This is a genomic window from Yersinia entomophaga (assembly GCF_001656035.1).
Lineage (GTDB): Bacteria > Pseudomonadota > Gammaproteobacteria > Enterobacterales > Enterobacteriaceae > Yersinia > Yersinia entomophaga.
In genome coordinates this window covers 3,189,819-3,209,452 of sequence record NZ_CP010029.1, presented here as the reverse complement: position 1 = coordinate 3,209,452, position 19,634 = coordinate 3,189,819, and the positions used below count along the sequence as shown (strand labels likewise).

The window sequence follows — 19,634 nt, the reverse complement described above, 5'->3', positions numbered from 1 at the left end:
TTATTGTTGCGCGTTATTTTGTGTCGAAGGGATACCCGCATTACGTCTGGATTGGTCAGGAACCAAACGATAGAAACTTTCACCGGGCTTAATCATGCCCAACTCGTTACGTGCGCGTTCTTCGATCGCCTCTTGACCACCGTTTAAATCATCAATTTCAGCAAATAGCTGATCGTTCCGCGCCTTTAGTTTGCCGTTGTTACCCTCTTGGGCCGCAACGTCATTTTGCACGCGGACAAAATCATGAACACCATTCTTACCCAGCCACAGCGAATACTGTAACCAGCCAAGCAAAACCAACAATAGTAGCGTAAGTTTTCCCATCTCCGCCCCCTGAAAAACTGACTAATCATCCCACAACTTTTCGTCGGACTCCACTCTGAGTGGGAAAATGCCCCAGAGTTTAAGATTAAGGACGATTTCTGGCAAAAATACCACGCAAATCTGCAAAACAACGGCAATTATTGGGACGCTATACTAGCGACAGTCGTCATAGATTCCCTTTCCTCCGTGAGTTTCTTAGCCGGAAAAACTGCTAAATCGGCTTTTACTTTTCATTTTGCCTTACCTTTACACCTACTTTTCCGCGAGGGAAAAGGGAAAAAGTGCGTAAAAATAACGGGTAATAAGCGAGGAAAGCAAGAGGAAAAACACAATGGAAGCTTAGGATTAAAAAGGTCATAGGGGCATTCTGGCGATAATTTTCGCCGCGAGCACCCGCCAGTCGTTTTACCATCCGGTGAGGAAAGAGAACAGCATCCAAAACAGGCATATCACCGCAATGCCCGTCCCACCGAGGGTAAATAGCACATTACCGCGCAGCAACATACTTAAGGCGACGCCGATTAATACCGAAACCGGCATTAACGCCAGAAAAAACGGCCAAGTATAAAGCAGGAAGAAAACGGTGTTTGGCCCGTAGACTAGAAATGGAATGGCGAAAGCTAGCCAGTAAAAGGTAAAACCGGCGGTTCCGCCGAGAAAGGAGTGCGACGGTTCCTCCCTTTCTCGCTGTTTGCTCACAATAATTTGGGTGACATTCTGCATAAAAATCCCTAAGGGTATTCTTTAACGGCGCGCTCTGTAGGCGCTTGGCCGAGGGTACATTCAGGATTTGATAATAGCTCTCTCACGCAGTACGTCTAACAATTGTTCAATCAAATATGTTACTAATTGTTCGTCATTCAAGCGAATAGTCAATAGCAGTGTTGGAGCGCGGGGAACAACGAAGACATCAGTAGCCTACGGGCAAAAAAAGAGGCGATATCTTCGCCTCTTTCTATCATTAGTGTTTTGATATATTTATCAATTTAGCCTCGGATTCTTTTCTCGGCATGCTGTACCAGACCACTGCGGTGAGTAAAATCAAGATGCCGCTAGCGATGCTTAATACCAGACTATGCGAGGTCGAAAATGCCTGACTGGCGCTGGCAAACATTCGCTCGCCCTGCTCCCCACCCAGTTCGCTGATAACCTGCATCGCTTCGCTAATAGAAGCGCTGGCCTGCTCTGCCAGATTCGCAGGCAAATCTTCCGGCAATACCACCGAAGCCATATACAACCGCGATAACAAAAGACCAAATAGCGCGACGCCTAAACCCGCGCCCAGCTCATATGCCATGCCTTCAACCGCTCCGGCGGCACCGGCTTTTTCCGGCGGCGCAGCGCTCATGATAGCGGCAGTAGAAGCCAGCAACGAGATTTCAATACTGCAACCGAGCAACGCCATCCAGCCCCACGCCTGATAGATTTGGTAGGAGAAATCCGTCATTGCCAATCCAAAGAAGCTAACGGCACTTAAGGCTATGCCCAGAGTGGCGACTAAACGCAAACCTAACGTTGCCACCAGCCAACCGGCCAGAGGGCCGCTTAGGCCACTTGCAATCATCAGCGGCAACAGGAAAAGACCGGCTTCGAGCGGCGTTTTCCCTAATACAAATTGCAGTTCCTGCGTCAGTAACAATTCGAAACCAACCAAGGTGATCATCGCGGTCAGCGCCATAATCATACCGACGGCAATCACCCTCTGACCAATCAGTCGAAAATCAATCATCGGCGAAGGTGATGAAAGCTGATGCCGGATAAAACCGTACAGGATAACGCCACCAATCGCTGCGGTTAGCGAGGTGCCGAGTAAATCGCCATTGCCGCGCAGCCCGCTTTTAGCCGCATAAACCAGTAATAATATTGCCGTGGTCAATACCAAGGCCGGTGCCAACGTCCAGCTTTGCGTTCTGCGACCAGGCTGGTCTGGGATCAGGAAACAGGTCGCCAATACCACCACCGCGACTATCGGCACGTTAATCATAAAGACCGAGCCCCAATAGAAGTATTCCAGCAGCACTCCGCCCACTAATGGTCCCATAGCGGCACCAGCGGTACCTACCGCCACCCAGATTCCCAATGCCAGCGCTCGCTCGCGCTCATCGGTGAAAATATGCCGAACCGCAGATAAAGTGGCGGGCAGAATCATGGCGGCCCCAATAGCCAAAGAGGCGCGAGCAGCGATCAGCGTTCCCACCGAATCGGCCAAGGCAGCGGCCAGCGACGATAGTCCAAATAGCACGGAGCCAATCAGAGCCAGCCGTTTAAAACCGATGCGGTCGCCCAAAGCCCCCATAGGTAACAGCAAACAAGCCATCACCAAAGAATAGATATCGATAATCCACAGCAATTCACTCCCCGTTGCCGACAAAGCCAATCCAAGGCGAGGCGCAGCCACATGCAAGACGGTGGCATCAATAGAAATCGGGAGGTACATCAAAATGATAACGCAAAAAATAGTCCATTTCTTAGACATAATGAGAGACTCAAATAAGGCAGAATTTAATGTTGAACACGCGTTCAATATGCGATTGTAGCGAAATGTTGAACATCAGTCCAATTCTCTGCATAATTCCCCTACATACCAAACTGTTAATTCATCTCAGAATGAGAGCAAAGGAGCATCCTTGGCATATTTGAATCGCGAAGAGCGGCATAGCAGTATTTTGAATGCTGCCGTGCGGGTGGCCATGGCAGAAGGAATGGCCGCTACCACGGTGCGCCGCGTAGCAAATGAAGCCGAGGTGGCGGTAGGTCAGGTTCACCACCATTTTGCGTCTGTCTCTCAACTGCGAGCCGATGCTTTCCTGCTGCTGGTTCAGCAATCACTCGCCACCTTTGCTATAGCCTGCCAAAATCATCCGGCGGTTGAGCGCTTGCTGCTGGTGCTGGGTTATCCGCAAGATGACGCGGGAAAAAGAGAAACCCGGCTGTGGAATGAGGTGAGTCTGCTGGCCGAGCGCGACGATGCCATCCGGCTCGCCTATACCCAATCGATGTCCAATTGGCATCAAGCCACGGTAGCCGTCATTAATAGCGGCCGAGAGAGCGGTGAGTTTCGTTCGGGTGATGACAGCGGCAATATTGCCTGGCGATTAATAGGTCTGGTGTGCGGTCTGGATGGAATGACACAATTTCCGGAGCTTCATTTCTCCGAGGATGAAATCCTGCGTCACCTGAATGCCATGATGAAAAGCGAGCTGCTTAGCGTTTCTGCCTAATCCGGGGGTAACAGGCGATAAAAAGATTGATAAAAGGGGCCTGCAAAGTCGCCCCTTTCCTGCCAATAAACCTTCGTTGCTTAGCTGATAATGGCTTTTACCGAAAGTTGTTCCAGTAATTGCTCAACTAACTGCGCCAAAGGCCGATCTCCTTTCAGATGAATATCAGGTGCCATTGGAGATTCATAAACTGAATCTATTCCGGTAAAGTTTTTCAGCTCACCGGCGCGAGCCTTTTTGTATAACCCTTTTGGATCGCGAGCCTCACAAATGGCAAGAGGCGTATCGACAAAAACCTCGATGAACTGGCCGTTGTCTAACATTTCCTGCACCATTTGCCGTTCTGCGCGATGAGGCGAAATAAAGGCGGACAAGACCACCAGCCCAGCGTCAACCATCAGCTTTGCCACTTCACCAACACGCCGAATGTTTTCCCGTCGATCGGTATCGGAAAAACCTAAATCCCGACATAACCCATGACGAACATTATCGCCGTCCAATAAATAGGTGCGGATCCCACGCCGGAACAACTCCTGTTCCAGCGCACCAGCCAACGTCGATTTACCCGAACCGGATAAACCGGTAAACCACAGCACCGCGCCTCGGTGACCATTTTTCCTTTCGCGATCCTGCCGGGTTACCGCATGGGAATGCCAGACGACATTCTCATCCGCTGGCACATCCGCAGGCAAAGTGTGCTGGTTATCAGAATGCAAAGAATGAGCAGGCAAACTACTTTCCTCCCAATAGATCGCGCGCACCCCAGTGAGGGTAGTGGCGACGTACCAGAGCATTTAATTCCAGCTCAAAAGCGCTAAACTGACTGGTTTCCTGATAAACCGACTCCAGCGTTTCCCGAATCAGCCCTGCGCCAACCGTGACGTTACTCAACCGATCGATAAATATCATTCCCCCGGTATCGCGGTTGCGCTGATAGCTATCCAACACCAACGGTTCGTCAAAGGCCAGTTCAACCAGCCCTATCCCGTTTAGAGGCAGACTTTCTACCACTCGCTGAGTCAGGCTGTTAATTTCCACCTGATACTGAATATTCTCCACCCGAGCACGCGTTTTTTTGCCCGCCACTTTGATGTCGTAACTTTGCCCGACCACCAGAGGCTGCTCCGCCATCCAGACCACGTCTACCAGCGCATTCTGCGCCGGTTTTAGCGTTTCATCGGCATCCACCAGTAAATCGCCACGGCTAATATCCACTTCGTCAGCCAAAACCAGTGTGATAGCTTCGCCGGGAATGCCCTGCTGCAAATCGCCATCGAAAGTCACAATTCTGGCTACTGTGGATTCAACTCCAGAAGGCAACACTTTGATTTTCTGACCCACGCGCACCACACCGGCGGACAAGGTGCCGGAATAACCGCGAAAATCCAGATTAGGGCGATTCACATACTGCACCGGAAAACGCAGAGGCTGCTGGCGACTGGCGTTCACCACATCCACGGTTTCTAATACGTCCAGCAGCGTGGGGCCGGTGTACCAGGCCATTTTCTCACTTGGCGTCGCTACGTTATCGCCGTCCAATGCTGACAGCGGAACAAATTTGATATTCAGATCCGTCGGCAATTGTTCGGCAAAACTCAGGTAATCGTTTTTGAATTGCTCGAAAACCGACTGCTGATAATCCACCAAATCCATTTTATTCACCGCCACCACCAAATGACGGATCCCCAACAGAGTGGCGATAAAACTGTGACGACGAGTTTGATCCAATACGCCTTTACGCGCATCGATCAGCAAAATCGCCAGATTGCAGGTTGATGCGCCGGTCGCCATATTACGGGTGTACTGCTCATGCCCCGGCGTATCCGCGATAATAAACTTCCGTTTTTCCGTCGAGAAATAGCGGTAAGCCACATCAATAGTAATGCCCTGCTCCCGTTCGGCCTGTAAACCATCAACCAGCAGCGCCAGATCCAGTTTTTCACCCTGCGTACCAATGCGCTTGCTATCGGTATGCAGCGTCGTTAATTGGTCTTCATAAATCTGACGAGTATCGTGTAGCAAACGACCTATCAGGGTACTTTTCCCGTCGTCCACGCTGCCGCAGGTCAGGAAACGCAGTAGAGTTTTATGCTGCTGCGCGTGCAAATAGGCCTCTACGCCGCCTTCATCGGCAATTTGTTGTGCCATCGCCGTATTTTGTAGAATCATGTTGCTCATCGGGCCGCTCCTTAGAAATATCCCTGACGCTTTTTAAGCTCCATGGAGCCGGATTGATCGCGGTCGATCATTCGACCCTGACGTTCGCTGGTAGTTGATATCAACATTTCTTCAATAATCGCCGGCAATGTTTCCGCCTGCGATTCCACCGCACCGGTCAACGGCCAGCAGCCCAACGTGCGGAAGCGCACCATTTTCTGCGCGATCATTTCACCCGGTTGCAGATCGATACGATCGTCATCCACCATCAGCAACATGCCATCCCGCTCGATAACCGGGCGAGGCTTCGCCAGATACAGTGGCACAATGTCGATGTTTTCCAAAAAGATATACTGCCAGATATCCAGTTCAGTCCAGTTGGATAGTGGGAAAACGCGAATGCTTTCACCCTTATTAATCTGGCCGTTATAGTTATGCCACAGCTCAGGGCGCTGGTTTTTAGGGTCCCAGCGATGGAAACGGTCGCGGAACGAATAAATACGCTCTTTAGCTCGGGATTTCTCCTCGTCACGGCGCGCCCCGCCGAAAGCGGCATCAAAGCCATATTGGTTAAGAGCCTGCTTTAACCCTTCGGTTTTCATCATGTCGGTGTGCTTGGCACTGCCGTGAACAAAGGGATTTATCCCCATCGCCACCCCTTCCGGGTTTTTATGCACCAACAACTCGCAGCCAAAATCTTTGGCGGTGCGATCGCGAAATTCATACATCTCGCGGAATTTCCAGCCGGTATCGACATGTAGCAGTGGGAAAGGCAAATTACCGGGGAAGAAGGCTTTGCGCGCCAGATGCAACATCACCGAGGAATCTTTACCGATGGAATAAAGCATCACCGGATTCCCGAATTCGGCGGCCACTTCACGGATGATATGGATGCTCTCCGCCTCCAATTGCCGCAAGTGAGTGAGTCGTTTTTCGTCCATAACAGATCCTTTATGCCAAATTCACGATTGACGACCTAAGCGGCCGTTCAGTCTGCGGTTGTTGCCCAAACCAGGCTATCTGGTGGTGTAAATCCACCACTTCTCCAATCACCAACAATGCTGGCGCCGGAGCCTGATGCGCTAATGTGTCCAGTTGATCCAACGTGCCAATCAATACCTGTTGGTCAGCGCGGGTTCCACGGCCAATAACCGCTACCGGCGTCTGCGCCGACCGACCGTGTGCGATCAATTGCTGACTGATTTCAGCTGCTTTGACCGTTCCCATATAAATAGCCAAAGTCTGACGCCCACGCGCCAGCGTTGACCAATCCAGCCCGTCACCGTCTACCCGACAATGACCGGTAATAAAAGTGACACTTTGGGCGTGATCCCTATGGGTTAACGGAATCCCCGCATAAGCCGTTGCTCCGGCGGCGGCCGTTACTCCCGGTACAACCTGAAACGGAATACCGGCGGCGGCGACTACCTGAAGTTCTTCGCCCCCGCGGCCAAAAATAAAGGGATCGCCGCCTTTCAAACGCACAACCCGTTTGCCCTGCTGAGCGAGTTCCACCAGCAAGCGATTGGTTTCCTCCTGCGCTACGGAGTGAGCGCCCGCCCGTTTACCCACGCAAATGCGATCCGCATCGCGCCGAACTAAGTCCAGCACTTCGGGGCTGACTAAATGGTCATATAGCACGACATCCGCCTGCTGAATAACCTGCAGACCACGTAAGGTGAGTAAACCCGCATCACCTGGGCCTGCGCCAACCAACGCCACTTCGCCGCTTTCCCTTTGCGGCTCTATCAGGGAGAGCTCCAGCTCACTTTCTGCCAGCGTCGATTGTCCACTGGCCATCAGGCTGGCAAACCGACCGGTAAAAGCCTTTTCCCAAAAACGACGACGAGCGCTCATCGACGTGAGCCGCTGTTTAACTCTCGCACGCCAGCGACCCGCCACGGCAGCCATGTCACCCAGACTCGCGGGCAGCAGGGCTTCCAGCTGTTCGCGTAGTATTCGTGCCAGAACCGGCGCCTGACCGCTGGATGAAATAGCCACCACCAACGGAGAACGATCGACAATAGAAGGAAAAATAAACGAACAACGCGGCTGATCGTCCACCACATTAGCCAGAATCCGCCGCTGATCCGCAGCAGCGAATACCGCCGCATTCAAAGCGTTGTCATTAGTGGCGGCAATCACCAGAAAAACCTCGTCCAGCTGTTCTGGCGCAAAAATATCTGCCACCCAGCAAATTTTTCCCGCGTCATGCTGTTGCTGAAGTTCGGAAGAAAGCGCCTGCGCCACTACCCGGATCTGAGCGCCCGCGCGATGAAGCAAATCTATTTTTCGCGCAGCGATTTCGCCGCCGCCAACGACCAGAACCGGGCGTTGTTTCAAGTCGGCAAATATTGGTAGATAATCCACAGCGGCCTTCGATTACATGATAAAGCGTAAGGTGACTATAGGGGCGGGGTATGACCTTATGAAATGACGAAAAGTAATTACAAGTTCCGTAATGATATAAAGCCGATGCAATCGGCCTTGCAGAGGCAAGCTCACTTATAGCGTCGAATGACATTCCTGATTTAGACATAAAAAATTCTGATAATTAGGAACCATACAAATTGTCTAATCGCGCGGACAGTCTCATACTAAGCCCCGCATAGCGCAGCGTTATCCATGCCAAACTGCGCGATTACGACTCTATAAAAGGATATTTAGGTATGTTTTCCCGCCTTCACCTGAAACTGGCGATTGTTACGCTTTGTTTTAGCACTGTATTCCCACTGAATGCGGCGGCCGCAGCGGCTAAAAGTGAGCCGTTAGGGAAAATAGCCGAGCAACAAACTCGCCATATTGCCACCTACTTCCCTGGACGTATGGCCGGTAGCCCTGCCGAATTGCTCGCCGCCGATTATCTTAACCAGCAATTTGAAACCATGGGTTACCAGACCAATTTGCGGGTTTTCAATACCCGCTATCTTTACACCAGTAAAAACGGCAAGCAGAGTTGGCGCAACCTCAGTGCCACTTCGGTCATTGCCGCCCACGGTGGTCGCGAGCCGCAGCAAGTGGTGATCATGGCCCACTTTGATACTTACACGCCTCATAGCGATCAGGATTTGGATAAAAACCTAGGCGGCCTGACGCTGCAAGGCGTGGATGACAATGCCTCTGGCGTCGGTGTGATGCTTGAACTGGCGGAGCGGTTGAAAGACATTCCGACCCGTTATAGCTTGCGTTTTGTCGCTTTAAGCGCTGAAGAAGTCGGCGCTCAGGGTGCAGCAAACTATCTGAAACGCATGAGCGCAGAGGAAAAAGAAAACACCTTGCTGGTCATCACCTTAGACAGTTTGATTACCGGCGATCGTTTGTATTTCAACCCCGGCCAGCATGATGCTAAAAGCTTCGCAGCGAAAAGCCGCGATCGCGCCCTGACGTTAGCGCGCAATGCCGGAATCCCAGCGGCGAGTCGCCCGGAAAACACGCCAGAGCCTCACTGTCGCGCCGATCAGAATGCCTTTGATAAATCGGGCATTTCAGTGCTTTCCGTCGAAGCCACCAACTATCAGTTAGGCAAAAAAGACGGTTGCCAACAACGTGCTATCAGCCCCCATTTTCCATTGGGGGAAACCCGCCACCAGAGTCAGTGGGATAATCTGAATTATCTCGATCATCACTTGCCCGGCAGGATTGCCAAACGTTCGCGGGATAGCGTCAAAATCCTGCTGCCGCTGGTAAAAGAGCTAGCCGGAGCAAATAAATAATCATTTTAGTGGGAAGTCATTCGCAATCTGATTAAAAAGTCCGATAAGTACCAACGGGGTGCTCATTATGAGCGCCCTTTTTGTATTCCCCGCGTATAAATTCGTTCTGGGTATACCATCTAAGGAAAGGCTGTTTAGGGGTATGACAACCGCCAACGCGGAAAAAACCTTTGCAATTCAAGTTGAAGCCTTGATGGATGATGGCTTTCCCTTACCTACACCCCCCAAAAATCCGCAGCGCTATATTAAAGATTCGCGTTTAACCTAGAGCGGCGACGTATTAGGTTTCATCGAAATCGAGCCGACACAATACGAAAGCAAAGCGGTATAGTTCAATTTGACCATGCCGCAAAATTTGCTGACGACAATCGATAGATTTATTAAATCAGCCATAACTATAAAAATCGCAGCCACTTTCTGGCAGCGTTAGCCAGAGAGAAAATCAGCGGTTAATTAGATAAGCAGAGTGAATAATCGTCTGTAACGAACGTCGACGAAAATGTTAATGAAAAAATGACGTTATATTTTAATAGGCTACGCTGCTAACCATTGCATTTAACTGGTTAGCCACCAAGACATTGGGAGCACCAAGGCTCCCAATGCGATTGCAGAGGAAAAAGCTGGTTCTAGCTTTCGTGAAGCCCGCATTCCCGTTTCAAACCGAAAAAGCGCGTTTCTTCTTCACTCATGCCGGGTTCCCATTTACGGGTTGTATGAGTATCTCCAACGGATAAATAGCCCTGTTCCCATAACGGGTGGTAATTCAGGCCATGCTCGGTCAGATATTGATAAATACGGCGATTATCCCAGTCGATAATCGGCAGTAGCTTGAATACTCCACGCTGTAAGGCCAATACCGGTAATTTGGCCCGACTGCCTGACTGCTCGCGCCGTAGGCCTGCAAACCAGGTTTGCGCTCCCAGCGTTTCCAACGCGCGATTCATCGGCTCCACTTTATTCAACTCATTGTAACGCTCAATACCTTCTACGCCCTGCTCCCACAGTTTGCCATAGCGCGCTTCCTGCCACGCTGGGCTGTGTTCAGCACGAAATACCTGCAGATTGAGCTGCAGTTTCTCGGCTAATTCGTCAATAAACCGATAGGTTTCGGGAAACAGGTAGCCTGTGTCCGTCAGAATAACCGGAATATCTGGCCGCTGGCGCGTCACCAAATGCAGGCATACCGCCGCTTGAATACCAAAACTGGATGACAAAACGTATTCACCCGGTAAATTCTCCAATGCCCAACTCACGCGGTCCTGTGCGGAAAGCACTTCCAACTGACCGTTAACCAGCGCGAGTGCCGCTGCCTGCTCGGCCTTGGGTAAGGCATTTAATTCATTGAGATTAAACTGGCTCACACCGCCCCCTGCCATTCGTAAAAGTCACGGGCTGAATCAATAACCGGCTTTATTACACCAGCGCGAATAATAAAATCCCCGAAGCCTTCGTTGGTATCACGCTCTTTGGCCCAACGGCCAACTAATTCATCGGTAATTGCCAGAATCTCATCGGCGGTAATGTTTTCACGATACATGCGCGGAATACGCGTACCTTCACGATTGCCGCCCAAATGCAGGTTATAGCGGCCTACCGCTTTACCCACTAATCCGATTTCTGCCAGTAGAGCGCGACCGCAACCATTTGGGCAGCCGGTGACGCGCATCACGATATATTCATCAGATAAATGATGTTTGTGCAGAATGCCTTCAATTTTCGTGACAAACTCCGGCATGAAACGTTCTGCTTCCGCCATCGCCAACGGACAGGTAGGGAATGAAACGCAGGCCATCGAGTTTTCTCGTTGGCGGCTAACGTTGCTATCCATCAGCCCATGCTGACGTGCCAGCGCCTCAATGCGATCTTTTTCTTTCTCCGGTACGCCCGCTACAATCAGGTTTTGATTAGCGGTTAAGCGAAAATCTCCCTGATGAATTTTAGCGATCTCAGCCACGCCGGTTTTCAGGCTACGATCTGGATAATCCAGCAGGCGACCATTCTCAATAAACAGCGTCAAATGCCACTTTTTATCAATGCCTTTCACCCAGCCGATGCGATCGCCCCGACCCGTAAATTCATAGGGTTTGGTCGGTGCAAAGCTAATTCCAGCGCGTTTTTCCACTTCTGCCTTAAACACATCCACGCCGACGCGCTCTAGCGTATATTTGGTTTTCGCATTTTTACGATCGGTACGATTCCCCCAATCCCGCTGGGTGGTTACCACGGCTTCAGCTACCGCCAGCGTGTGCGCCAACGGGATAAAACCAAAATCGCTGGCTTTACGTGGGTAAGTATTTTTATCACCGTGCGCAATGGACAGTCCGCCACCAACCAACACGTTAAAACCGATTAATTTACCTTTATCCGCCACCGCAACGAAGTTCAAATCGTTAGCATGCAAATCAACATCATTTTGCGGAGGAATAACTACCGTGGTTTTAAATTTTCTCGGCAAATAAGTTGCACCCAGAATCGGCTCTTCATCGGTGGTTGCCACTTTCTCCGCATCCAGCCAAATCTCGGCGTAGGCTCGAGTACGTGGCAATAAATGCTCGGAAATCCTTTTCGCCCACTCGTAGGCCTCCTGATGCAGTTCAGACTCTACCGGATTAGAGGTACAGAGTACGTTGCGGTTTACATCGTTGGCCGTCGCCAATGCATCTAAACCTAACTGATTCAATAGCTGATGAGCCGGTTTAACGTTTCCTTTCAGAATACCGTGAAACTGAAAAGTCTGACGGTTGGTAATACGAATGCTGCCGTACAGCGTGTTGTCCGTCGCGAATTTATCAATGCCCAGCCATTGCTGTGGCGTGATAATCCCCCCCGGCAGGCGGCAACGTAGCATCATGGCATGGCGAGGTTCCAATTTTTGCTCCGCTCGCTCAGCGCGAATATCACGATCATCCTGCTGATACATTCCATGAAAACGAATTAACAGGAAGTTATCGCCGGAAAAACCACCGGTCAGACCGTTATGTAAATCCTCGGCAATAGTGCCACGCAGGTAATTGCTCTGGGATTTCATCCGCTCGCCGTCAGACAATTGACCAGTCACAACCAATGGTCCAGGGTGTTTATCATTCATCAGTACACATCTCGCTGATAACGGCGCGCAAAGCGCAGCTCACTTAAAAATTCGTCAGCTTGCTCGGCATCCATCGCACCGTGCTCAGCCACCACGTCCAGTAAAGTTTTCTCGACGTCTTTAGCCATGCGATTGGCATCGCCGCAGACGTAAATATGAGCACCTTGTTGTATCCAGCGCCACAGTTCTGCACCTTTTTCGCGCAGTTTGTCTTGTACGTATATTTTTTCCGATTGATCCCGCGACCAGGCCAGATCGATATGGGTAAGCAAACCTTCTTTGACATAACGCTGCCACTCGACCTGATAGAGAAAATCATCGGTAAAGTGTGGATTGCCAAAGAACAACCAGTTTTTCCCACTGGCACCTTCGGCATCGCGCTGTTGCATAAATGCGCGGAAAGGCGCGATACCGGTGCCCGGCCCAATCATAATGACTGGCGTTTCTGGGTTAGCGGGCAAACGGAAATTATCGTTATGTTCGATAAAGACCCGAATATCGCCATCGATTTCCAAGCGATCGGCCAGGAAGCCAGACGCACCGCCGCTGCGTGGACGACCATCGATGTCATAGCGCACGACTCCAACGGTGATATGCACTTCGGTTTCATTTTCCGCCTGAGATGAAGCTATGGAATACAAACGTGGGGTGAGTGGACGTAACAAAGCAATCAGCTGATCGGCGTTCAGATCCGCCGGTGCCTGACGCACCATATCGACGATCGGCGTGCTATGAGCGTAATGCTGTAACTTGCTTTTATCCGCCAACAGAGCAATCAGTTTCTCATCGCGAGAAAGCGCGGCATATTTATCAACAATCACCGTGGTATTTTGCGTCAGTTCAAAGTGCAAGCGCAGCGCCTGCGCCAGTGGCAGTGGCAAAGTTTGCCCCTCCACCGTGACCGGCTCATCGCCTTTTAGCCACAGTAACTCGACTAGCTCGTCCACCAACGCCGGATCGTTTTCATACCACACGCCCAGTGCGTCCCCCGGCTGGTAGCGCAAACCGGATTCACCTAAATCTATTTCTATATGGCGTACGTCTTTTTCCGAATCTCGCCCGGTGATTTTCTGGTTCATCGCCAACTGTGCGGTAAGTGGCGTAGTTTTGCTATACGGGCTGCTGGTCATTTCATCCACAGCACCGCTTAGCGTCTGCGCCGCTGCGCTGGCAGATTGTGCCGGAGCGCGAGCTTGTAAAACAGTCACCACCTGCTGCCGCCACTGTTCAGCCTGCGCCTGATATTCCACATCGGCATCCACACGTTCCAACAAACGTTCTGCGCCTAATTCGGCCAGACGCGTATCAAAATCCTTACCCGCCTTGCAGAAATACTCGTAAGAGGTATCGCCCAATCCAAAGACCGCAAACGCGGTTTCCGTCAGTTTAGGCGCCTTTTTGGATAGCAGAAATTTGTGCAGCGCTACCGCTTCTTCCGCGGGCTCACCTTCTCCTTGAGTCGAGGCGACAATGACTAACAGGCGCTCCTGAGCAATCTGTTTAAACTTGTAGTCGCCCGCATTAACCAGATTAACCTTTAGTTTTGCTGCCAACAGATCGTCACGCAACTGTTCGGCCAAACGACGCGCATTACCGGTTTGAGACGCAGAAATCAGAGTAATACACGGCGTTTCCGGCTCTGCAACCCCATGAGCAGGCACGTTCGGCTGTTGATTGACCATGCCCCAAAAATACCCGGACAGCCACGCCATTTGCGTTGGCGAAAACTCGCCGACCGCCGCCTGTAAGCGGGCCAGTTGCTCCGGCGAAAGCGGGAGTAATGAAGTTGGAGGAGCCTGAGTCGTCATCGCGGTACGAATTCCCTTGTGCTTTAGCCAGTGTCAGTCCGATATCTTGTCGGCAAATAAATCTTTAGGTTTGTAAGGTTAACCATCCGGATAATAACAATTAAAGAAGTGATAGAAATAATTAATAACTAAAACAACTAAGCGGTTTTTTCGCTATGACATACGAGTCAAAGTGTTCAACTTATTAGGAAAAATTTCTGTGATCCGAAAATCCAATAATCGACCAAGCGGAAGGTTTTAAATCAAAAGCATAGGCTGCTAAATTATAGTTATTATAGTAAATCGGATGGCGCACCAAGACCGGCAAACGTAGCTTGCGCGCCCAGTTTCCGGTACTATGCGGCGGTTTTTGAGTCAATAAGGCCAGGATGATGAGCACCACATTATTTAAAGATTTTCAGTTTGAAGCCGCACACCGGTTACCTAACGTGGCAGAAGGCCACAAATGTGGTCGTTTGCACGGCCATTCATTTATGGTTCGCCTGGAAGTGACCGGGGAAGTTGATGCTCATAGCGGTTGGGTTATGGATTTCGCCGAGCTGAAAGCAGCTTTTCAGCCTATTTGGGAGCGTTTGGATCATCATTATCTAAACGATATCCCCGGTTTGGAGAACCCAACCAGTGAAGTTTTAGCGGCTTGGATTTGGCAGCAGTTGAAACCGCAATTACCGGAGCTGAGCGCAGTCATGGTAAAAGAAACCTGCTCCGCAGGCTGCGTCTACCGCGGTTAATCTGGCTAGGTCAGGGCTGGAGAGCATCCCTCAGCCCTGCGCCTCTCACTATCAGGCAATATTTAAATATTTGTGGGTCTGCATAGATAATCGCCAATTGCGGGCGATACAGGTTTCAATACAAAGTCGCGTGGCCTCTTCTTTCTGACTGATCGGCTGTAGCGCGATAATTCGTTGTTTATTATCGTGCAACGTGGCCAATAATGCCTCCAACGCTTCAATATCTCTCATTCGCCCAACCGGGTGCTTCACTTCATCTGCCCGAGTTAAAGCCTGTTCTAATACTTTTAACCCGCCGCGCATATTCACTTTAGGTGAAACGGTAACCCAGGTTTTTTCCGAGCATTGGACTTCATAAGTGCCACTGGTTTCGATCTGACAGCTAAAGCCTTCCTGCTCTAGCAGAGTGGTTAGCGGCAATAAATCGTAAATACAAGGTTCACCGCCGGTAATTACCACGTGGCGCGCCGTATAGCCTTGTTGGCGAAGAAGGGTTAATAACTGTTGTTCGCTGGCGTTGCCCCAAGCGTCGCTTTCCTCGGTTTTCACCAAAATACGCTGCACATCGACTTCCCGATCGACGTTTTTCTCCCAGGTATGTTTGGTGTCACACCAGCTGCACCCTACCGGGCAGCCTTGTAAACGGACAAATATCGCCGGTACGCCGGTGAAAAAGCCCTCACCTTGCAAAGTCTGGAACATCTCATTAATCGGGTACAGCATCAGTATCTCTATATGAAAGCGGGTAATGGGGGATTATCGCAGATTCTGACGCTGTCACCAAACCGACCGCCTGCTGGCGGCCAGCTTTCTTTGTATCAGGGGGTTACTCAATCACACCGCAGGCCATTCTCGCTCCGCCACCGCCCAACGGCATAGGATGATCGGCATAGTTATCGCCGCCGGCATGAATCATTAGGGCGTGATGTTTAAGTTCCGATAAGGATTTTAGGCGTGGAGCCAAGACTTGATAGTTGGCTGAACCATCGGCGTTAACGACCAATCCAGGCAAATCCCCCAAATGTCCTTTATCACTATAAGGCCCCAGATGCGCTGAAGTTTTTTTCGGATCGAAATGCCCGCCCGCCGCTAACGCGGGTACCATTTTTCCGTCCTTTTCTGCGGACGCGCAACTGGCATTTTCATGCAGGTGGAAACCATGAATGCCCGGTGTCAATCCAGCTAACTGAGGGCTAAATAGCAGTCCATAGGGCGTTTCCGTTACGACTATCTTGCCAAGCGCCCGGCCATTTCCCTGCGGTAATGATTCATTCATAGTCACGGTCAAATCCGCTGCCAAAGCTGCGCCAGAGCAAAATATAAGGGGTAACAAGAAGGTGCTTAGCTTCATATCTTTCTTTTCCTTAATATTGATTGATAGTGATTAAATACTTATTGATTCTGATTAGCCAAACTCTTAAGCAACGCCATTTACTGGCAGGCAAGAGTTCATAGAAAATATCACCATGAGAGATAAACGGAATCAATATGCTAGAACCCAACGACTTTTTGTTATAAAAACTCTTTGTTGTAAAATCCTTTATTATAGAATTCATCGCTATATCAGCTCATCATTATAAAAACCCACCCTCATGAGAGCCCGAATTTATCATTGATAACTTTGCCTTCACAGAGCATATATCTCAAGGTTTCGCGCTTTGGCGCGAGTATTTCTCCTAATATTTATATTAAGCCACGCACCATTGCCCAATAAAGACCGCGGTTAAAGCCGCTGCGTAGCAAACGCCTACCTTTGTCGGTAGCCTGGGCAAGAGATCATTCCGATAGCCATAACAAAGCGGCATTCCGGCATTCAGCCCCATTTGGGCGATAGCCTGTACTTTCCTATCGTAGTCACGCGCGGGATAACCCAATATCATTTCGGAAAAAATATTATCTGCAACTATTATCTGCAACTATAGGAGCCTGGTTATGGCAGGCACCACCCGCTTTACGGATAGGGAGAAACGGTATCACCGATAACATAAACGCCCTGCTGCCCATAAACCTGGAGCGTTTGTGGGTCGGTTGGCAACCCGCCTCCTTTGTTATCCCATTCACTCAGCCCCGAATTTCGCACCGCATCAACAGCGCTAATAGGTGGAGTCGCCATCAAAATATCGAAGGGTTGAGCCTCGCCTTCTGCGGAATAGGCAATTTTTTATTCGGATCGACTTTGCTCAGTGTGAAGCCTCTCTGATATTTAATATCTCTGGCAGCAAAGACGTTAGGTAAAATATCTCCGCTAGGACGCTGTAAAAAGAGACAGTTACGCAATAGCTGCGCTACCCTCGGATAGGTATAAATAATTTCTATCGCACTACCCGCTCCCCGCTGTCGTAAATAGTCATCTGGCATTAACGTCATTTCTAGTGGAGCAACTCCGCACGGGTGGTGAACGTTAGATGTCTCTGGGAAAGAGACGATGATAAAAATTCGCCCTTTTCTATTTTGGCTAGCTTTTTAGCTAACAGGCCGGACGCTTCATACGGATAAAAATGATCGCCACTTTCTACCAACCCCTCTATTCATTCAAGTCGAGGTACGCAGCCGGACGCAAAAACTAAAAAATCATAACCGTATTTTTCACCTTTGCGGGTAAAGATAATTTATTTAAATCAAACCCTTCGGACCTATCTATAATAAATACTATTTCTGGTCTCAATAGGATTTTTTGTGGTCTCTCTAATTCCTGTTTAAGAAATAAATTAAATGCTACATACATAAACGCAGGTTTATAATAATGCATGAGAGAATCAGACAGTAAGATAAGTTCGACTTTCTTTGAAACAATATCCCTTTGCAGTTTACCTGCCAACAAAATCGCAAGGATTGTCTCCCCGGTACCACCACCGACGATAACAACTCTATATTTCATGGATACAGAACCTCAAACAGGTAATAATGGCTTTTAGAAAAAGCGTAATCAGCAGTTAAATATTTAGCGATCCGGCTAGTCAAACCAAATAGTAATAATATTATTACTATATTTATACTTCAGTGTAGTATTCAAAGCAGATTATGAACCAGCTTATTTTGTTTTTATATAAAAAAACAACCTTAATTAAGATATAAATTGATATGACTTGTTGAAATGTTAATTTTGAATTGAATAACAGGTTTCAATTCAATTAATCACCGATAGATCTCATTTATTCCCTGTATAACCATATAAATAAAAAATAATAGTTTCTATTTCATTAACTTTAGATATAAAAAAACCCGCCGAAGCGGGTTTTTTCTGGTAAGTATCAGGGCAGAAATTACTGACCTTTAACTTCTTTCAGACCGTTGAATACTGCGCGGTCGCCCAGCGCTTCTTCGATACGGATCAGTTGGTTGTATTTAGCAACGCGGTCAGAACGGCTCATAGAACCCGTTTTGATTTGACCGGCAGCGGTACCAACAGCCAGATCTGCGATGGTTGCATCTTCGGTTTCACCAGAACGGTGAGAGATCACCGCGGTGTAGCCTGCGTCTTTCGCCATCTTGATTGCAGCCAGAGTTTCGGTCAGAGAACCGATCTGGTTGAATTTGATCAGGATAGAGTTAGCAACACCTTTTTCGATACCTTCTTTCAGGATCTTGGTGTTGGTTACGAACAGGTCATCACCAACCAGTTGCAGTTTGTCGCCCAGCACTTCGGTCTGGTATTTGAAACCATCCCAGTCAGACTCGTCCAGACCGTCTTCGATAGAAACGATTGGATATTGTTTAGCCAGACCTTCCAGGTAATGAGTGAACTCTTGAGAAGTGAAGGTTTTGCCTTCGCCTTTCAGCTCATACATACCGGTTTCTTTGTTGTAGAACTCAGAAGCTGCACAGTCCATAGCCAGAGTAATGTCTTTACCCAGCACGTAACCCGCTTGTTCTACGGCTTCTTTGATTGCAGCCAGTGCAGCAGCGTTGGATTCCAGGTTTGGCGCGTAGCCACCTTCGTCACCAACAGCAGTGTTCAGACCTTTAGCTTTCAGAACTTTAGCCAGGTTGTGGAACACTTCAGAACCGATACGAACCGCTTCTTTCAGAGTTTTAGCGCCAACAGGCTGAATCATAAACTCTTGAATATCAACGTTGTTGTCTGCGTGCTCGCCGCCGTTGATGATATTCATCATAGGCAGTGGCATAGAGAATTGGCCTGGGGTGCCGTTCAGTTCAGCGATGTGCTCGTACAAAGGCATGCCTTTAGACGCAGCAGCCGCTTTGGCAGCAGCCAGAGAAACAGCCAGAATTGCGTTTGCACCGAATTTCGATTTGTTTTCGGTACCGTCCAGATCGATCATGATTTTATCGATGTTAGCCTGGTCTTTGGCATCTTTACCGATAACAGCCTGAGCAATCGGGCCATTAACAGCGGCAACAGCTTTCAGAACGCCTTTGCCCAGGAAACGGGACTTGTCACCGTCACGCAGTTCCAGTGCTTCACGGGAACCGGTAGAAGCACCTGATGGTGCAGCAGCCAAACCAACGAAACCGCCTTCCAGATGGACTTCAGCTTCTACAGTTGGGTTACCACGGGAGTCGATGATTTCGCGACCGATGACTTTAACGATTTTGGACATTAGATTTTCCTCAGTACAAGTTAAACTAAA

16 protein-coding genes and 3 pseudogenes are annotated in these 19,634 nt (G+C 49.5%); 4 read left to right on the top strand and 15 right to left on the bottom strand.

Annotated elements, in window-relative coordinates:
- The 4 genes and pseudogenes from ftsB to PL78_RS14455 all read right to left on the bottom strand — a co-directional run bounded on the left by ftsB (position 1) and on the right by PL78_RS14455 (position 2,800).
- Positions 1-324 (bottom strand): cell division protein FtsB, encoded by a 324-nt coding sequence (gene ftsB, locus PL78_RS14465; RefSeq protein WP_049601218.1) that lies wholly within the window; start codon positions 322-324, stop codon positions 1-3.
- Positions 325-729: 405 nt separating this feature from the next.
- Positions 730-1,047, bottom strand: coding sequence for a DUF3561 family protein (locus PL78_RS14460; RefSeq protein ID WP_064516552.1), 318 nt, complete (start codon positions 1,045-1,047; stop codon positions 730-732).
- A gap of 60 nt (positions 1,048-1,107) precedes the next feature.
- A pseudogene (locus PL78_RS21100) lies at positions 1,108-1,233 on the bottom strand (adenylyl-sulfate kinase); the annotation flags it as partial.
- A 52-nt stretch (positions 1,234-1,285) separates the two neighbouring features.
- Complete coding sequence (locus PL78_RS14455; RefSeq protein WP_064516550.1) at positions 1,286-2,800, bottom strand: MFS transporter; 1,515 nt, start codon at positions 2,798-2,800, stop codon at positions 1,286-1,288.
- Between the two features lie 151 nt (positions 2,801-2,951).
- Here PL78_RS14455 and PL78_RS14450 point away from each other — a divergent pair, with 151 nt between their 5' ends.
- Positions 2,952-3,545 carry a TetR family transcriptional regulator gene (locus PL78_RS14450; protein ID WP_064516548.1) on the top strand — a complete coding sequence of 198 codons (594 nt, stop codon included), beginning with the start codon at positions 2,952-2,954 and terminating at the stop codon, positions 3,543-3,545.
- 80 nt (positions 3,546-3,625) lie between these two features.
- Here PL78_RS14450 and cysC read toward each other — a convergent pair whose 3' ends face one another.
- Genes cysC through cysG form a run of 4 tightly spaced genes read right to left on the bottom strand, consistent with a single transcriptional unit; the run spans position 3,626 to position 8,072 of the window.
- Positions 3,626-4,276 (bottom strand): adenylyl-sulfate kinase, encoded by a 651-nt coding sequence (gene cysC / locus PL78_RS14445; RefSeq protein ID WP_064516546.1) that lies wholly within the window; start codon positions 4,274-4,276, stop codon positions 3,626-3,628.
- A gap of 1 nt (position 4,277) precedes the next feature.
- Entirely contained in the window at positions 4,278-5,714 is a 1,437-nt protein-coding gene (gene cysN, locus PL78_RS14440) for a sulfate adenylyltransferase subunit CysN (protein WP_128821837.1), read from the bottom strand.
- Between the two features lie 20 nt (positions 5,715-5,734).
- Positions 5,735-6,643: a sulfate adenylyltransferase subunit CysD gene (gene cysD / locus PL78_RS14435; RefSeq protein WP_064516542.1), complete on the bottom strand. Its 909-nt coding sequence runs from the start codon at positions 6,641-6,643 to the stop codon at positions 5,735-5,737.
- 10 nt (positions 6,644-6,653) lie between these two features.
- Positions 6,654-8,072, bottom strand: coding sequence for a siroheme synthase CysG (gene cysG, locus PL78_RS14430; protein ID WP_064516540.1), 1,419 nt, complete (start codon positions 8,070-8,072; stop codon positions 6,654-6,656).
- Positions 8,073-8,371: 299 nt separating this feature from the next.
- Between cysG and PL78_RS14425 the strand changes: the two genes are divergently transcribed.
- Together PL78_RS14425 and PL78_RS20805 are read left to right on the top strand one after the other, a co-directional pair.
- Complete coding sequence (locus PL78_RS14425; RefSeq protein WP_064516538.1) at positions 8,372-9,415, top strand: aminopeptidase; 1,044 nt, start codon at positions 8,372-8,374, stop codon at positions 9,413-9,415.
- Positions 9,416-9,548: 133 nt separating this feature from the next.
- Positions 9,549-9,868: pseudogene (locus tag PL78_RS20805) on the top strand (type II toxin-antitoxin system HicB family antitoxin); the annotation flags it as partial.
- 173 nt (positions 9,869-10,041) lie between these two features.
- Here the strand turns inward: PL78_RS20805 and PL78_RS14420 are convergent.
- Genes PL78_RS14420 through cysJ form a run of 3 tightly spaced genes read right to left on the bottom strand, consistent with a single transcriptional unit; the run spans position 10,042 to position 14,311 of the window.
- Positions 10,042-10,776 (bottom strand): phosphoadenylyl-sulfate reductase, encoded by a 735-nt coding sequence (locus tag PL78_RS14420; RefSeq protein ID WP_064516536.1) that lies wholly within the window; start codon positions 10,774-10,776, stop codon positions 10,042-10,044.
- Positions 10,773-12,503, bottom strand: a complete 1,731-nt coding sequence (cysI, locus tag PL78_RS14415) for an assimilatory sulfite reductase (NADPH) hemoprotein subunit (RefSeq protein WP_064516534.1) — start codon at positions 12,501-12,503, stop codon at positions 10,773-10,775. The genes PL78_RS14420 and cysI overlap by 4 nt, the downstream gene beginning before the upstream one ends.
- Positions 12,503-14,311 (bottom strand): NADPH-dependent assimilatory sulfite reductase flavoprotein subunit, encoded by a 1,809-nt coding sequence (gene cysJ, locus PL78_RS14410; protein ID WP_064516532.1) that lies wholly within the window; start codon positions 14,309-14,311, stop codon positions 12,503-12,505. Before cysJ ends, cysI begins: the two co-directional genes overlap by 1 nt.
- 371 nt (positions 14,312-14,682) lie before the next feature.
- On the opposite strand from cysJ, the gene queD reads away from it, so the two are divergent.
- Positions 14,683-15,042 carry a 6-carboxytetrahydropterin synthase QueD gene (queD, locus tag PL78_RS14400; protein WP_049601247.1) on the top strand — a complete coding sequence of 120 codons (360 nt, stop codon included), beginning with the start codon at positions 14,683-14,685 and terminating at the stop codon, positions 15,040-15,042.
- Positions 15,043-15,093: 51 nt separating this feature from the next.
- On the opposite strand, the gene queE is transcribed toward queD, so the two are convergent.
- The 4 genes and pseudogenes from queE to eno form a co-directional block, all read right to left on the bottom strand.
- Complete coding sequence (gene queE, locus PL78_RS14395; protein WP_064516528.1) at positions 15,094-15,765, bottom strand: 7-carboxy-7-deazaguanine synthase QueE; 672 nt, start codon at positions 15,763-15,765, stop codon at positions 15,094-15,096.
- Between the two features lie 103 nt (positions 15,766-15,868).
- Entirely contained in the window at positions 15,869-16,393 is a 525-nt protein-coding gene (sodC, locus tag PL78_RS14390) for a superoxide dismutase family protein (RefSeq protein WP_064516526.1), read from the bottom strand.
- Positions 16,394-16,725: 332 nt separating this feature from the next.
- A pseudogene (locus tag PL78_RS14385) lies at positions 16,726-17,920 on the bottom strand (NAD(P)/FAD-dependent oxidoreductase).
- A 385-nt stretch (positions 17,921-18,305) separates the two neighbouring features.
- Positions 18,306-19,604 carry a phosphopyruvate hydratase gene (eno, locus tag PL78_RS14380; RefSeq protein WP_064516524.1) on the bottom strand — a complete coding sequence of 433 codons (1,299 nt, stop codon included), beginning with the start codon at positions 19,602-19,604 and terminating at the stop codon, positions 18,306-18,308.
- Between the last annotated feature and the right edge of the window lie 30 nt (positions 19,605-19,634).